Source organism: Streptosporangium sp. 'caverna' (assembly GCF_003203775.1).
GTDB classification, from domain to species: Bacteria; Actinomycetota; Actinomycetes; order Streptosporangiales; family Streptosporangiaceae; genus Streptosporangium; species Streptosporangium subroseum.
Map to the genome: position 1 here is coordinate 9,269,538 of NZ_CP029711.1, position 16,252 is coordinate 9,285,789.

12 protein-coding genes are annotated in these 16,252 nt (G+C 70.3%); 5 read left to right on the forward strand and 7 right to left on the reverse strand.

Translation table 11 applies throughout. The features are described 5' to 3' along the window. Positions 1-97 precede the first annotated feature (97 nt). On the forward strand, positions 98-1,756 hold the full coding sequence (locus tag DKM19_RS39820) for a DUF1702 family protein (RefSeq protein ID WP_110703135.1): 1,659 nt from the start codon (positions 98-100) through the stop codon (positions 1,754-1,756). Between the two features lie 217 nt (positions 1,757-1,973). Next, positions 1,974-6,419, forward strand: coding sequence for an SDR family NAD(P)-dependent oxidoreductase (locus tag DKM19_RS39825; protein ID WP_110703138.1), 4,446 nt, complete (start codon positions 1,974-1,976; stop codon positions 6,417-6,419). A gap of 186 nt (positions 6,420-6,605) precedes the next feature. Here the strand turns inward: DKM19_RS39825 and DKM19_RS39830 are convergent, their stop codons facing one another. Further along, positions 6,606-7,253: a class I SAM-dependent methyltransferase gene (locus DKM19_RS39830; protein WP_239513842.1), complete on the reverse strand. Its 648-nt coding sequence runs from the start codon at positions 7,251-7,253 to the stop codon at positions 6,606-6,608. Positions 7,254-7,330: 77 nt separating this feature from the next. On the opposite strand from DKM19_RS39830, the gene DKM19_RS39835 reads away from it, so the two are divergent. The 3 genes from DKM19_RS39835 to DKM19_RS39845 are packed head-to-tail and all read left to right on the forward strand — an operon-like array spanning position 7,331 to position 9,096. After that, the gene (locus DKM19_RS39835) at positions 7,331-7,795 is read left to right on the forward strand and encodes a pyridoxamine 5'-phosphate oxidase family protein (RefSeq protein WP_110703140.1); all 465 of its coding nucleotides are present in this window, start codon (positions 7,331-7,333) and stop codon (positions 7,793-7,795) included. Between the two features lie 9 nt (positions 7,796-7,804). After that, on the forward strand, positions 7,805-7,999 hold the full coding sequence (locus DKM19_RS39840) for a ferredoxin (RefSeq protein WP_089213676.1): 195 nt from the start codon (positions 7,805-7,807) through the stop codon (positions 7,997-7,999). Positions 8,000-8,010: 11 nt separating this feature from the next. Beyond that, complete coding sequence (locus tag DKM19_RS39845) at positions 8,011-9,096, forward strand: Zn-dependent alcohol dehydrogenase (protein ID WP_110703143.1); 1,086 nt, start codon at positions 8,011-8,013, stop codon at positions 9,094-9,096. A gap of 261 nt (positions 9,097-9,357) precedes the next feature. Here the strand turns inward: DKM19_RS39845 and DKM19_RS39850 are convergent, their stop codons facing one another. The 6 genes from DKM19_RS39850 to DKM19_RS39875 form a co-directional block, all read right to left on the reverse strand. Next, the gene (locus DKM19_RS39850) at positions 9,358-10,440 is read right to left on the reverse strand and encodes a hypothetical protein (RefSeq protein WP_110703146.1); all 1,083 of its coding nucleotides are present in this window, start codon (positions 10,438-10,440) and stop codon (positions 9,358-9,360) included. After that, positions 10,437-10,928, reverse strand: coding sequence for a SigE family RNA polymerase sigma factor (locus DKM19_RS39855; protein WP_239513843.1), 492 nt, complete (start codon positions 10,926-10,928; stop codon positions 10,437-10,439). The genes DKM19_RS39850 and DKM19_RS39855 overlap by 4 nt, the downstream gene beginning before the upstream one ends. A 354-nt stretch (positions 10,929-11,282) precedes the next feature. After that, entirely contained in the window at positions 11,283-12,458 is a 1,176-nt protein-coding gene (locus tag DKM19_RS39860; protein ID WP_110703151.1) for a macrolide family glycosyltransferase, read from the reverse strand. 396 nt (positions 12,459-12,854) lie between these two features. Next, positions 12,855-13,862, reverse strand: a complete 1,008-nt coding sequence (locus DKM19_RS39865) for a sugar phosphate isomerase/epimerase (RefSeq protein ID WP_110703154.1) — start codon at positions 13,860-13,862, stop codon at positions 12,855-12,857. Continuing rightward, entirely contained in the window at positions 13,859-15,040 is a 1,182-nt protein-coding gene (locus DKM19_RS39870) for a Gfo/Idh/MocA family protein (protein ID WP_110703157.1), read from the reverse strand. The genes DKM19_RS39865 and DKM19_RS39870 overlap by 4 nt, the downstream gene beginning before the upstream one ends. Then, positions 15,040-16,104, reverse strand: coding sequence for an ABC transporter substrate-binding protein (locus DKM19_RS39875; RefSeq protein ID WP_110703160.1), 1,065 nt, complete (start codon positions 16,102-16,104; stop codon positions 15,040-15,042). Before DKM19_RS39875 ends, DKM19_RS39870 begins: the two co-directional genes overlap by 1 nt. Between the last annotated feature and the right edge of the window lie 148 nt (positions 16,105-16,252).

A 16,252-nucleotide genomic window follows, 5' to 3' on the forward strand; every position in this document is an offset into this window, starting at 1 on the left:
CCACGGGGCCGCCAGGCCTCCAGATCTAACAATTTCTTTGCCCGGAACCAGAGGGCGGTGCTTGAAGGCCGGAATACGGCTTACTACGTTCGAGCCTGTGAGCAATGCGGAGGGCACCCGGGTAATAGCTCAGAGCGACGAGGCTGAGCGGGTCACCGCGCACAGGGTCCCCGAACCGGCGAGAGCGGACGCGGACAGGAGCGGCGCCGAGAGCGCCCCCGTCACGAACGCCGAGAAGACCCTCGACCGGGCCCAGGACGTTTCCAGGGACAGCTTCTGGGACATCCCCGCCGAGAAGACCCTGGCGGGCCATGGCACGCATCATGCCGGCACGCCCGGCCACGGCGCGGAGGCCGGCTCGCCGGACCACGGCACGGAGCAGACCCGCTCACCGAACCGCGACGCAGAGCGGGCAGAACGGACCGGCACGCCGGACCGCGGCACGGAGACCAGCCCATCGAACCGCAGCACAGAGCGGACGGAACGGACCTACGCGCCGGAGCACAGCGCGGAGACCGGTTCACCCGACCGCAGCACGGAGCGGACCGGCACGCCGGACCACAACGCGGAGACCAGCCCACCGAACCGCAGCACAGAGCGGACGGAACGGACCGGCACGCCGGACCACGGCACGGAACGGACCGGCACACCGGACCACGGCACGGAGACCGGCACGGCGCACGACACGAGGCGGACCGGTACGGAGACGCCCGGCACGGAGGACGACAGCGCCGAGGCCATCCTGAACGCCATCCAGGAGCCGGACACCTCGGAGGCCTCGGACGCCGCGAACGCCTCCGACCCGGCGGAGCTGGTGCTGACCAGGCCGGGCGGCCTGATCAACCTGCTGTGGAAGAACCCCGGCCAGGCCGATTTCGGACCTCGCCGGTTCCGGCTGGGCCCGGCCCGCGAGCGGTTGGAGACCTCGGGACGGGCATTCCTGACCGGGTTCAACGCGATGCTCGCCCGGGAGGTCGATCGGATCGACGACCTCCCCGAGGAGCTGCGCGGATTCGCCTACGAGGGTGCGGGCATGGCCTGCGCGCACCTCGACATCCTCACGATCACCGGCGGCAGGCGGCTGAGGGACCTGCTCAACGGGCAGGGGATGCGGTATCCGCACCTCATCCACATGGGCACCGGCTGGGCGTACGCCCGGCTGCACATGCGGCCGATGTGGGGCATCCGTTCGGTCCACCCGCTGCTGCGCTGGCTGGCCTTCGACGGCTTCGGCTTCCACCAGGGTTTTTTCCTCACCGACAGGACGGTGGGGCGTCAGCGCACGGCCGGCCTGATGGACCGGACCCAGCGTGCGATCTTCGACCAGGGCCTGGGGCGGATGCTCTGGTTCCATGAGTGCGCGGGCGTGGACGACGTGGTCCTGCGCATCGCCGAGTTCCCGGCCGGTCGCCGCGCCGACCTGTGGAGTGGCGTGGGTCTGGCCGCCACCTACGTCGGCGGTGCGAGCGCCGCGGACCTGGAGTGGATGGCCCTGGCCGCGACGGAGGACGGCTTCCGCGCCCACCTCGCCCAGGGCAGCGCCTTCGGCTGCGCCTCCCGGCTGATCTCGGGGATCGTCCCCGACCACACCGTCGCGGCCGCGCCCGCACTGTGCGGGGTGGAGGTGGACGAGGCCGGTGGCTGGACCGACACCGCGCTCATCGCGCTGGGCCACAACGCGCACAGCGGTGACCACTACCAGGCCTGGCGGGCGGGGATCCGGAAGGCCTGGGCGCGGCGCAACCGCGATTCATGACCCCGGCCGCGGCCCCGTTCAGGGCTTCCGCCGCACATCCGTCGGCGACCTCCGCCTCATCCCCGTTCGCAGCCTCCGCCATGCCCTCCGTTCTCCTCTTCCCCCCAGACCGCGCTCCCCTTCCGTTTCCCTCTCCGTGCCCGCTCTCGCGCGACCTCTCCGGGGCTCCCGCGGGCGTCCGGCAGTGATCCGTGCGAACGCCTGAAGGGTGCGCCGAATGTCCGTCGCGATCGTGGGGTTGGCCTGCACCTACCCGGACGCACCCGATCCGGGGGCGCTGTGGGAGACGGTGCTGTGGCGGCGGCGGGCGTTCCGGCGCATGCCGGTCGAACGGCTTGACCTGGCCGACTACCACTCCTCCGACCGGTTGGCCTCCGACCACACCTACAGCACCCGCGCCGCCCTGATCGAGGGCTGGGAGTTCGACCGGGCCGCCTTCCGCATCCCCGGTGCGGCGCACCGCGCCGGGGACCCGGCTCACTGGCTCGCCCTGGAGGTGGCGTCCCGCGCCCTGATCGACGCGGGCTTCCCCGGTGGGAAGGGGCTCGACCGCGACCGGGTCACGGTGGTCATGGGCAACACCCTGACCGGCGAGGTCTCCCGGGCCTCCACGTTGCGACTGCGCTGGCCGTACGTGCGCCGCGTGCTGGTCTCGGCCCTGGCCGGGCTTCCCGAGGAGACGGTCACCCGGGTGCTGTCCCGCGCGCGGGGCGAGTATCTACGGCCGTTCCCCGAGACCTCCGAGGAGAGTCTGGCCGGAAGCCTGCCCGGCACGATCGCCGGACGTGTCTGCGACCACTTCGACCTGCGCGGCGGCGGATACGTCGTGGACGGCGCGGGCGCCTCGTCCCTGCTGGCCGTGATCACCGCCTGCCGTTCGCTGCTGGACGGGAGCGCCGACTTCGCCCTGGCCGGGGGCGTGGACCTGAGCCTCGATCCGTTCGAGCTGGTCGGCCTCGCCAAGACGGGTGCGCTGGCCGAGGAGCGGATGCGAATCTACGACACCCGCTCGAACGGCTTCTGGCCCGGTGAGGGCTGCGGGATCGTGGCCCTGATGCCCACGGCCGGCGCCCGGGCCGCCGGGGTCCGGATCTACGCGGAGATCGCCGGTTGGGGCGTGTCCTCCGACGGCGGCGGAGGCATGACCCGTCCGGAGTCCGGCCACGGCGGCGGAGGCATGACCCGTCCGGAGTCCGACGGCCGGCTCCTGGCCCTGCGCCGCGCCTACGCCCAGGCCGGGATCTCCCCCACCGAGGTGGCCCTGTTCGAAGGTCACGGCATCGGCACCGCCGTCGGCGACACCGCCGAACTCACCGCGCTCACCCGTCTGCTGTCCGGCACCGTACGGCAGGCGGCCCTCGGGTCCGTCGCGGCCAACATCGGGCACACCAAGGCGGCGGCCGGAGCCGCGGGACTGATCAAGGCCACCCTGAGCATCGCCTCCGGTGTCCTGCCTCCCACCACCGGGTGCGGCTCCCCCCACTCCCTCCTGACCGCTCCCGGCGCCCCCCTTCGCGTCCTGGCCGTCCCCGAGCCCTGGCCCTCCGGCCCCCGCCACGCGGGGGTGAGCGCCACGGGTTTCGGGGACATCCACGCCCACCTCGTCCTCACCGCCCCGGCTCCGGCGGAGGTGAGCAACCTCACCGATCCGGTACGGCCCGCGCCCGATCGTCCGTCGCCGGACGAGCCCCTGGTGTTCGCGTTCTCGGGCGAGGACGCGGAGGCCGTACGGCCGGTGCTGGAGCGGGTGGCGGACCAGGCCGTCCGGTGGTCGGAGGCGGAGCTGTGCGATCTCGCGCACGCGTTGGGGACCGCCCCGGCCGGGTCGTTGCGGATCGCGATCGTGGCGGGGTCCGCGGAACAGCTCTCCGAGCGCGCGGAGCTCGCCCTGAAACGGCTGGACACCCTGGAGCCCGGCAGTCTCGTCGCCCTTTCCGGGCTCTACCTCGGGCAGGACGTGAAGGGGCGGGTCACACTGCTCTTTCCCAGCCAGGAGGCCCCGGCGGGGGACGTGTTCGTCGACCGCCCGATGCCGGACACGGCGTCCGCGGAGACCGCCGCCGCTCTCTGGGCGGACACCGCGATCCAGGACCTCACCGACCTCTACGGCGACCACCCGGCCAGACCCGTCGACATCTGGCGCGACCGCGTCTTCATCCCCAGCCCGTGCTCGTCCGCCCAGGTCACGGGGGCGATCGGTGAGCGGACAGGCGGTGGCCACGGGCTGGGCGGCGGCATCGCGGGAATCGTGATGGGGCTGGTGGCGGGGGTCATCTCGCGGCTGCCGTCGGCGGACACACCCGAGCCCGCCGGCCGGGCGGGGCCCGTGGCGGGGGTCGCGCACTGGGTGAGGTGTTTCGCCGAGGATCCGGACACCGGCCGGGACGTCCCCGCCGTGGCCGCGGACGGAGGCGCCGACTCGGACTGGGAGACCGACGGCCCGAAGGACACGGACATCCCGGTCAGGCGGATCGTGATCGACGACCCTCTCCGCCCCGGGGCCGCCGAGTCCCTGGTCTCGGCCGCCCGCGAGGCGGTCGCGCGCCGGGAGCGACTGGCCGTGGTCTGCGGATCGGACGCCGTGGCCGGATTCCTGGGCAGCCTGAGGCTGGAGCATCCCGAGCTCGACTTCGGCGCCGGGGAACCGCGCGGAAGAACCGTGATCGCCCTTGACGGCGAGGGTCCGCTGCCGGTCGGACCGGCGGACGTGGTGCTGGTCAGCGGGGGCGGCAAGGGGATCGGGTTCGCCTGCGCCAGGGCACTGGCCGAGGCGAGCGGGTGCGCCCTGGCCCTGCTCGGGCACCGGCGGCCGAACCACGACCCCATCCTGAGAACCAACCTGCAGATGCTGGCCGTCAAGGGCGTCCGGTACGGCTACGCCACGGCCGACGTGGGCGACGCCGACCAGGTGACGCATGCCGTACGAGAGCTGGAGGGGACGCTCGGCCCCGCCACCATGCTGATCCACTCTGCGGAGGTCAACCGGCCGGGCAGGTTCGCCGAGCTCACGGCCGAGGACTTCGAGCGGCACATCGCGCCCAGGCTCACCGGGCTGGACAACCTGCTCGCCGTGACCGCACCCCGCAGGGTGGTGACGTTCGGGTCGGTGATCGGCCTGTACGGCCTGGCCGGGGAGAGCCACTACGCGCTGGCGGGCGGGTTGATGAGGGAGCGCGTCAGAAGGATCGGCGGGCTGAACATCGACTGGTCCGTATGGTCGGGCGCCGGGATGGGCGAACGGCTGGGCGTGCTCGAATCACTGGTCAGAGCGGAGGTGACGGCCATTCCCGCGCGGGAGGGCGTGGAGCTGTTCCTCAACCTGCTCAGGACCAAGGACCTGCCGTCCAGCGTGGCCGTGCACGGCCGGCTGGGCGGACCCGCGGCGCCGTGCCCGGGGGGAGGACGGTTCCTCGAAGGGACCCGGGTGCACGTCCCCGGCGTGGAGCTGGTCGCCGACAGCCGTCTGTCGATCGAGTCGGACGTCTACCTGAACGACCACCGGATGGACGGGCAGGCGGTCCTGCCCTCGGTGGTGGCGCTGGAGGCGATGGCGCAGGCCGCGGGGGCACTGGCCGGACGACCTCTGGACGAGGCCGCGGAGATAACGTTCGACCGGCCCGTCGTCGTGCCCGACGAGGGCGGCACCACGATCCGGGTGTGCGCGCTCCGGCACGAGCAGACGGTCGAGGCCGTGGTCCGCAGCGAGGAGACCGGGTTTCACGTGGATCACTTCAGGGCGGTGTTCCCGGTGAACCCCGTGGGCGAGACGCTGTTCGTGCCGCAGCTGAACCGGGACGGCACCGAGCCCCTGGACGCCGAGGACCTGTACGGCGCTCTCTGCTTCCACACCGGGAGGTTCCAGCGGGTCAGGGAGCTGACCCTCGTCGAGGCGCGGAGCTGCCGGGGCGAGCTGCGCGGCGACGACCCCGACGGCTGGTTCCCGGACAGGCCCGTGCTGGGCAGTCCGGGACTGAGCGACGCCACGATCCACGCGCTGCAGGCGTGCGTGCCGCACCGGCGGCTGCTCCCGGTCGGCTGCGAGCGGCTGGTGATGCGGCCGTCCCAGGGCGACGTACGGCTGCACGCCACCGAGCGCGGGCACGACAGGGGTGAATACGTCTGGGACGTGACCACCACCGATGTGCGCGGGCGGCTGGTGGCCGCGTGGATCGGGCTGCGGTTGAAGGACGTCGGCCCCCTCCCCCGGCGCGATCCGTGGCCGACGAACCTGCTGGCCGTCTACCTGCAGCGGGCCGCGGTCGGTCTCGGCCTCGATCCGGCGCTGCACGTGACCATGGCCGGCGGGACGTGCCGCAGCCACCTGGACGACCTCGTGCTCGGCGTGAACGGTCCCGCGTACTGCGACTGGGAGCGGGTGGGCGGTGCGGGCAGGACGCTGGGGCCCGCGTTCGACCCGCTGGTCGCCGAGCTGCTGCCGCGCTGCGCCGAGACGGAGGAGATCGTGTCCGCCCGGATCTGGACGGCCGTCGAGTGCCTGTCCAAGGCGGGCCGTCCTCCGACGACGCCACTCGTCGTCGTGGGGGGTTACGAGGAAGGCTGGCTGCTGCTGCGCGCGGGCACCGGCCTGATCGCCTCGACGGTGGTGCGGGTGCGCGACGTGCGGGAACCGGTGGCGGTCTCCATCATGACGGAGCGGTCGTGAGACCCACGCCCGCCGAAACCGGGTCACCCGTACCTGCCGGCACCGGGTCACCCACGCCTGTCGGAACCGGGTCGTCCATGGCTACCGGCACCGGGTCGTCCATGGCCACCGGCACCGGGCCGCCCGCGAGAGACGACCTCGTGCGCTCCGATGCCGTACCGCGGCCGCGGAGCGCGTGCGCTTCGATCATCCGATGCCGGGGCCGACCCTCTCCAGCACCCGCAGCGATCCCTCGTGCCGGACCTCCTTGAACGCGCCGGAGGCGAGAACCCGCTGGTAGACGAGATATGGCCCCTGCCCGCCCTTGGCCGGGTCGGGGTAGACGTCGTGGAAGACCAGCGCGCCGCCCTCCACGATGTGCGGGGCCCATCCCTCGTAGTCCTTGGTCACCGGTCCCTCGGAGTGACCGCCGTCGATGAAGAGCATCGCCAGCGGGGTGTTCCACAGCCCGGCGACCCGCTCGGACTTGCCGACGATCGCGATGACCTCGTCTTCGAGCCCGGCGGCGGCGATCGTGCAGCGGAAGGAGGGCAGCGAGTCCATCTTGCCGAAGCGGGGATCCATCAGCGTGGGGTCGTGGTACGCCCACCCCGGCTGGATCTCCTCGGAGCCCCGGTGGTGGTCCACGGTGAAAACGACGGACCCGGTCTGCCTGGCCGCCGAACCGAGGTAGAGGGCCGACTTCCCGCAGTAACTGCCGATCTCACAGATCGGACCGAGCGGGCCGTACTCGACTGCGGTCTCGAACAGGACGAGACCCTCCGGGTGGGGCATGAATCCCTTCGCGCGCTGGGCGGCGTACAGCAGGTCGGCGGGCATGGTCGCGATGCTCATCACAGCAGACTACCCAGACCGAACAACATTCCAAATGGCCCTTGCCCGACCTTATGGAACGTGTTCTACTTTGCACCGTGAACCAGCGCACCCGCATCGTGATGTCCGACGACGAGGTGACGGCTTTCGTCCGTGAGTCGCGAAAGCTCCAGCTCGGCACGATCAATCCGGACGGGACACCGCACATGGTGACCATGTTTTACGGGCTGGTCGAAGGAAAAGTAGCCTTCTGGACCTACGGCAAGGCCCAGAAGACACTCAACATTCAGCGGGATCCCCGGGTGAGCTGCCTGATCGAGGCCGGCGACGAATACTCCGACCTGCGTGGAGTCCTGATGTACGGCGTGGCCCGGCGGATCGACGACCCGGAGGGGATCCTCGGTGTCGGCATGAACGTGGCCCGGCGGATGGCCGGAATGCCTGACGCGGAGGAGCTCCTGACGGAGTATGTCGCCTACACCGGCCGCAAGCGGGTCGCCTTCGTGGTGGAGCAGAGTCGAGTGATCTCCTGGGATCACCGTAAGCTCGCCATTCCCGCTTAGGAGGCTCACATGAAAATCAAAGTCGACTACATGGTCTGCGAGTCCAATGGGATCTGCACGGGACTCGCCCCAGAGGTCTTCGAACTCGACGACGACGACCAGCTGCACCTGCTGCTGCCTGAGCCGCCGTCGGAGATGACGGACCGCGTCCGGCACGCCGTGCGGTCCTGCCCCAAAGCCGCTCTCTCCCTCGAGGAGAACTAGGAAGGACCCCCATGCGTGGTGCGCTTCTGCATGCCGTCGGCGACGACAAGCTCGATATCCGTGATGACTTCACCCTCGCCCCGATAGGCCCGACCGATGTCCGGATCAAGATCAGGGCGACCGGCGTCTGCCACTCCGACCTGTCGGTGATCAGCGGCGTACTGCCCATGCCCCTGCCCATCATCCTCGGTCACGAGGGCGCGGGCGAGGTCCTCGAGGTCGGCGACCACGTGGCCACGGTCAAGGCCGGCGACCACGTCATCGTCAACTGGAACCCGGCCTGTGGCAGCTGCTCGAACTGCCTGGTCGGCCAGCCGTTCCTGTGCACGGTCTACCTCATGGACAGCTTCGTCAACGCCCGCTTCCGCTTCGGCGGCGACACCCCGGCGTTCGGCATGGCCGGATGCGGCACCTGGGCCGAGGAGATCATCGTGCCCTGGCAGGGTGCGATCAAGGTCGACCCCGAGGTGCCCTTCGAGGTGGCGGCGCTGATCGGCTGCGGTGTCACCACCGGCGTCGGCGCGGCGCTCAACACCGCTCGCGTCAAGGCCGGATCGACCGTGGTCGTGGTGGGCTGCGGCGGCATCGGCCTGTCGGTGATCCAGGGTGCCCGGATCTCCGGTGCGAGGACGATCCTGGCGATCGACCCGGTGGAGTCCAAGCACGAGCTGGCCAAGAAGGTCGGCGCCACCCACGCCATCACCCCCGACCAGCTCACGGATGCGATCGGCACGCTGACCGGCGGCAGCGGGTTCGACTACGGGTTCGAGGCCGTCGGCAAGTCCGCCACCATCATGACCGCCTGGCAGGCCACCCGCCGCGGCGGCGACGTGATCGTGGTGGGCGCGGGCGCGATGGACGACACCGTCCCGCTGACCGCCTTCAGCCTGCTGTTCGAGGGCAAGAACCTCCTCAGCTCGCTGTACGGCGGATCGGACGTCCGGCGGGACTTCCCGTTCTTCGCCGAGCTCTACAAGGCGGGCAAGCTCGACCTGGAGAGCATGATCAGCTCCCGCATCAAGCTGGCCGACCTCAACGACGCCGTGGCCGCGCTGAAGGGCGGCGAGGTCCTGCGTCAGGTCGTCGTCCTGGACTAGCCCGTCCTGGGGTCCGCAGCCGGGCAGAGGGCTCTCCCGGCTGCGGCCTCCCAGCGGTACGGCCCGCGACCACCGACGCGATCGGCGGACGCGGGCCGTACCCGTCCGGCGGCCACCGGCGCGACCGCCGACCGGGAGGCGGCCCCGGCCGGCGGCGCCGTCATCGGCCGGCGGGAGCACCGGCGGAGGCGGACCCCGTACCCACCCGACGACCGCCGGCCGAGAGAGGCGGCCCCGGTCGGCGGGAGCACCGGTGGATTCCTACTTCACCCTTTCGAAGAGCCCCACCGACCAGCGGACGGGACGGTTGGCCGAGGCGCCGGGCATCTCCCATCTGAGCGTGACCGTGAGCCGTTTTCCGGCGGGTGCCCCGAACTGAGTGATCGCCATCGGGTACGGGCCGCTCTCCCACACGCCGCAGGCGCCGCGGCTGCCGAGGTCACGGCCGTTCACCTGGATGGTGAAGCGCAGGCGGCCGGCCAGCTCGCCGGTGCAGAGCTGGTCGAGACCCATCTGCCGGCCCCTGCCGGTGACCTCGAACGTGACCTCCGCGTCCCGCGGCCACGTGCCCGCCTTCGTCTCGATGAGGTTTTCCCCCTTGATGAGGGCCTGCCCCTTCGCCTTGGCAGGGCCTTCCCCTCCCACCTGCTTGGGGAAGGCCCTGGGCGGCGGAGGCAGCGCGGGCGTCTCCGGCGGTGTCCACTCGTAGATCGCGAGGTTCCAGACCCGGTGATCCGGTTTCTCCACCACGGGTTCACAGGGTTGCTTGGCACTGGTCCCCGTACAGGCCAAGCTGCCGCCCTGCGACACGTCGAACGTGATCGTGACCTCCGTGGCGCCCTCGGGCACCGGCAGCGGCTTCAGCTCCATCCTCTCGGTGCACTGGTAGAAGTGCTCAGCCATCCGACTCCCCTTGATCCATATGGAGAGGGGGATGGTCGGCGTCCTGCCGCCCTCGCAGATCGCCGCCACGTCGAGTGCTCTCCCCGAGACCGGCACCGTGACGGTGACCTGCTTCTCACCGGGCGGCGCGACCCTGGTCGTGGCCACGCGCGTGTACTGCGCTCCGTCGTCGGCCGTGAACCGCTCCGGCAGATCGGAGGAGGGCTGTACGGCGACGGTGGTGTCACGCGTCTGCCCTGACGGCCCCGTCAACTCCATCAGCCCCGTCAGCGACAGGGCGAGCACGCTCGCCGTGGTCAGCGCCGCACCGGCCGCCACGAGGCGGCGACGCAGGCGGATCCGCCTGATGCGCGCGTGCACCTGGTCGTGCCGTGCCGGATTCGCCGGGGGTTCTCCACCGCCGTGCTCACGCAGGACACTCCGCAACTCCCCCAGGCTCATCGGTGCAGCTCCTTCATGATCGACTCGTCCACCCGCAGTTTGGCCAGCGCTTTCGCGCTCTGGCTCTTGACCGTGCCGATCCCACAGCCGAGCACTGCGGCCACCTCGGCGAGCGAGAGATCCTCGTAGAACCGCAGCACCACCACGGCGCGCTGTTTCACCGGCAACCTGCCGAGCGCACGCCACATGGCGTCACGCTCGTCCAGTCCTCCGCTCATGTCATGGGCGAGCAGACCCTTCGGCAGCTCGTCGCTCGGCAGTTCCTGCCGCCAGCGCAGTCGCCACCAGGAGACGTACGTCGTCACCAGCACCTTGCGCACGTACGGTTCCGGCTCGTTCAGCCTCGGCCAGGCGAACCACGCCTTGGCCAGCGATTCCTGGAGGAGATCCTCCGCGGTCGCCCAGTTGTGCGTCAGCATGTACGCGGTGCACAGTAATCGATCCGACCGCATTGCCACGAAATCCGCATAGAGCGTTCGATCTGCCAAACCCTGCCTCCAACCGTTGCCTGCCGACGGTAGTGACGCGTCGAGCGCGGCCAAAGGTTGTCTCCACCACAGAAAAACCCGTCCGGGTCCCCCGGACTCCGACGTCCTCCGTCGTGAGCCGGAGATGTCCCTTGTCACCGAAGGTGAGACATCGCACGGCTCCAACCTGTGACGCCGCAGATCGAGTGACAAGGCTCGGCCGGCTGGTCTGCCATTCAATCTGAGGCATCTCGACGGCACGGTCGCCTCAGCGATCCGGCGGGCCTTCTGACGCTCCTGCCCAGGGAACGGAATCACCGGACAGCGGGTGGTGAACGGGCGCGGTTCACCACCCGCTGTCCGCGACGGTTCGGGTCAGCCCAGCATGTTCTCGATGAGGTCGGCGGCGCGCACGGTGCCGCCCTCGGCTCGTGCGTCGGCGCGGAGCAGTGCCGAGCGGCGGGCGACCTCCGGATCGGTGGTGAGTTCGGTCAGGGTGGTCCGTAGGAGCGCGGCGGTGGCGTCCGGGGTGTCGATGCGGCGCGCCACTCCGAGTTCGACGAGGCGGTCGGCGTTGGTGAACTGGTCGACGGCCTGCGGGACGGCGATCATGGGAACGCCGGTGAACAGTCCCTCGCTGCTGCCGCCCATTCCCGCGTGGGTGATGAAGGCGTCTGCCTGCTCCAGGATCGCCAGCTGAGGCACCCAGCGGTGCACCTCGACGTTGGGCGGTACGGTGCCGAGCTCCTTCGGATCGGTGTGCCTGCCGATCTGGAGTACGACGTGCCAGCCGGGCAGGTCGCCGTAGGCCGCCAGGCACTGACGGTAGAACTCCGGCTGCCGGGTGTACGCCGAGCCCAGGGAGATGAGCAGCACGTTCTCGGCGCCGGCCGGACGCGTCCAGCCGCCCTGGTCCGTCCGTGTGCCGAAGCAGGGACCGACGAACGTCACCGCGTCGGTGTCGACCTGGTCGGCGTGCGGCTGCATGGCCTTGGGGATCAGCGCCAGAGCCCGCCGGGGCCGGCCGGAGAAGGCGTCCACGTCCGTGGTGGACGCCCCGCATCCGGCGAGCCACGCCGCGAACTTCGCCCGGTACGCGTCGGCGCCGGGCAGTTGCCACAGGGACGCCGCGACGTCCTGCTCGTAACCCTTCCAGGCCACGTAGGTCGGCGACAGCTGCAGGGTGGGGCGGTCCTGCGCCTCGGCGAGGGCGCGGGCGGCGTAGGCGCCGATGTCGTACATGTACAGGTCGGCGCGGTCGTGGTCATACGCGGTGCGCAGTTGCGGGAGTGCCCGGACGGCGTCGTCGAGGAAGACGGTCATCGCGGCGATGGGGTCGTCCGGCCAGTCGTTGTCGGCGACCGGCAGCCCGGAGTCGTACGGGACGAATTCGGCGCCGGTGGCCGTGATCAGGCCGGACACGGCCGGGTCGTTGGCATAGGTCACCCGGTGGCCGCGAGCCACCAGCTCGCGGACGATCTCAAGGCTGGGAAGGACGTGGCTGACGGCGGGGATGCCGACCATCGCGACATGGGCACGGCGACGGGACATGACAGATCACTCGTTTCAGGTCTACGGCGGAATGGACACGACGGCCCGGTACGCCAGTGGATGCCGCGACGGCACAGCCTGTCGCGCGCACACCGGGGGCACCGGGCGAGGACGGAGAACCGCCCCTGGCCGTGTCAGCCGTAGATCTGGAAGTGCATGCCCGAGAGCTTAACCCGCCTCCCCGGGCCGGGCCACTGCGATAACGGCGGAAGCCGTGGTGCGCTCGATCCGCCGAACCCCGCCTCCGGCCGCGATGCGGAACCGGCGAGGCGGTCCCCGCCACGCGATTCGGAGAGTGGCGTGTGATCGGCGGAGCCTTACGACGATCAGGCCGCCGATCCGTCCGCCGGGGCGGTGCGGATCGGCGGCCTGGTCCGCCTTGCCTCTGAGGAGGTCTTACTCCGAGGAGAAGGCCGCGTCGAAGGCCGACGACGGAGGCGTGATGGCGTTCAGCTTCCGGATGATGCCCAGCGCCTCGGGGGCGCCGTCCAGCCGGTCCATGCCCGCGTCTTCCCACTCGATGGAGATGGGACCGTCGTAACCGATGGAGTTCAGGGCCCGGAAGCAGTCTTCCCAGGGCACGTCCCCGCGACCGGTCGAGACGAAGTCCCAGCCACGCCGCATGTCCGCCCAGGCCAGGTGCGACGCGAGACGGCCACGCCGCCCGTTGCCGGTGCGGACCTTGGCGTCCTTGCAGTCCACGTGGTAGATCCGGTCGGCGAAGTCGAGGATGAACCCGACCGAGTCCAGATCCTGCCAGACCATGTGGGACGGGTCCCAGTTCAGCCCGAACGCCTCACGGTGGCCGATGGCCTCCAGAGTCCGGACCGTCGTGTAGTAGTCGTAGGCGATCTCACTCGGGTGCACCTCGTGAGCGAACCGGACGCCGACCTCGTCGAAGACGTCCAGGATCGGGTTCCACCGGTCGGCGAAGTCCTGGTATCCGGCCTCGATCATCGAGGGCGGCACCGGCGGGAACATCGCGAGCGTGTGCCAGATCGACGATCCGGTGAATCCGACGACGGTTTTCACGCCGAGCTTCGCGGCCGCCCTGGCGGTGTCCTTGATCTCCTCCGCCGCGCGCTGCCGCACCTCCTCGGGATCTCCCGACCCCCAGATCCGCCCCGGCAGGATTCCCTTGTGCCGCTCGTCGATCGGGCTGTCACAGACGGCCTGGCCGACGAGGTGGTTGGAGATCGTCCACACCTTCAGGTTGTGCTTGGCCAGCACCTCCAGCTTGCGCTCGACATAGGAGTCGTCGGCCAGGGCCTTGTCGACCTCAAAGTGGTCACCCCAGCAGGCGATCTCCAAGCCGTCGTAACCCCACTCGGCGGCCAGGCGGCAGACCTCCTCGAACGGGAGATCGGCCCACTGGCCCGTGAACAACGTGATCGGCCTGCTCATGACACCACCGTCCAGCGGCTCTCATCGGCCGCACTCGCTTCTACCGCCGCCAGCACCCGCTGCACCCGAAGACCGTCCTCGAAGGACGGCGACGGGGCGACACCGGCGGCGACCGCCTCAAGGAAATCCTTCGCCTCGTGGGTGAAGGTGTGTTCGTAACCGAGCCCGTGCCCCGGCGGCCACCAGGCCGCCGCGTACGGGTGCTCGGGTTCGGTGACCAGGATGCGACGGAAACCCGCCTCGGCCCCGCTGAGGGTGTGGTCGTGGAACCACAGCTCGTTCATCGCCTCGAAGTCGAAGGCCAGGCTTCCCTTCGACCCGTTGATCTCGATCCGCAGAGAGTTCTTGCGGCCCGCGGCGAACCGGGTGGCCTCGAACGAGGCCAGTGCCCCGCCCCGCATCCGTCCGATGAACAGCGCGGCGTCGTCGACGTCGACCGTCCCCCTCTCGGAGGTACGGCTGTCGCCGACCAGGCCGGAGGAGGCCTCGGCGAGGGGGCGCTCCTTCACGAACGTCTCGGTGAGAGCCGAGACGCCCGCTATCACGTCACCGGTGATGAACTCGGCGGTGTCGATGATGTGCGCGCCGATGTCACCGAGCGCGCCCGAACCCGCCTGGTCCCGCTGCAACCGCCAGACCAGCGGGAACTCGGGGTCGACGATCCAGTCCTGGAGATACTGCGCCCGGACGTGGCGCAGCTCCCCCAGCCGTCCTTCCTCGACCCACCGGCGGGCCAGCGCGACGGCCGGGACCCTCCGGTAGTTGAAGGCGACCATCGCGTACACACCCTTGGCCGCCGCGGCGCGAGCCGCCGCGGACATCGCCTCGGCCTCGGCCACGGTGTTGGCCAGCGGCTTCTCGCACAGGACGTGCTTGCCGGCCTCCAGTGCCGCGATGGCGATCTCCGCGTGGGAGTCGCCGGGCGTGCAGATGTCCACGATGTCGACGTCGTCGCGGCGGATCAGATCCCGCCAGTCGGTCTCGACCGCGGCCCAGCCGAGATCCGCGGCCGCGGCGGTCGTACGCTCCTTCGAACGGCCGCAGAGCGCGGCCATCGTCGGTGTGACCGGCAGGTCGAAGAACGCCGAGACGCTCCGCCAGGCCTGCGAGTGAACGCGCCCCATGAACGCGTATCCGACCATGCCGATCCCCAGTGTCGGCTTGTCGTCACGAGGCATCAGGACTCGAATCCGAGCGGCAGGTACTTGTCGACGTTGTCCTTGGTGATGGTCTCCGAGGCCAGCGTGATCGACTGAGGCACCTGGTTCTCCACCAGATCGCTCATGCCCTTACCCTGCGCGATCAGGCGGGCAAGCTTGATCGCCGAGGAGGCCATGGTCGGGCTGTAGGTGACGGTGGCCTCCAGCACGCTGTTGCCGGCCTGGATGTCACGCATCGCGTTGGCCGAACCGGCGCCGCCGACCATGAAGAACTCGCTGCGGTTGGCCTCCTTGATCGCGGCCAGCACGCCGATGCCCTGGTCGTCGTCGTGGTTCCAGATCGCGTCGATCTTCTTGTGCGCCTGCATCAGGTTGCTGGCCACCTTGGTGCCCGACTCCACGGTGAACTGCGCGTCCTGCTTGGCGGTCACGGTGAAGCCGAAGGTCTTCAGCGCGTCCTCGAAGCCCTTGCTGCGGTCCTGGGTCAGCGGCAGGGTGGCGATGCCCTGGATCTCCAGGATGACCGGGTTGGCCACCCCCTTGTCCTTGAGCTTCTTGCCGATGTAGGTGCCGGCCGCCACGCCCATGCCGTAGTTGTCGCCGCCGATCCAGGTGCGATAGGACAGCTTGTCCGGAAACACCCGGTCCAGGTTGATCACCGGGATGCCGGCGTCGCTGGCCTGACGGGCGATCTGGTTGAGCTGCTGACCGTCGTTGGGCAAGATCACCAGGGCGGCGACCTTGGCCGCGATCAGCGACTCCACCGCGGAGATCTGCGCGTTGATGTCGTTGGTCGGCTCGACCGGCTTGAACTCCACATCGGAGTAGGTCTTGGCCGCGGTCTCGGCGTTCTTGGCGATCGCGGCGATCCAGCCGTGGTCGGCCGCCGGCGCGGAGAACCCGATGACGACCTTGGTGCCGGGCGCCTCGTTGCCACCCGTCGGCGCCGGCGCCGCGGCCGGTGCCGCGGCGGTGCTCGGTGCGGCGGCCGGCTCGTTGCTGGTGCATCCGGCGACCAGCGCGCCGGCGCCTATGACGGCTCCGCCGAGGAGGAATCCTCGGCGGGCGACGTTTTCTGCCATGAACTTGCTCCTTTTGAGGGATGACACAACCAACGCTTCACCGAAGGGGGTGAAACGGCTCAAACTTCATAGCCGGAAGCGGATGACGCTTCCTCAGGGGGTGAAACGACTGGGGCTTCCCACGGGGAAGCGGGTGAGGAGTGCAGGG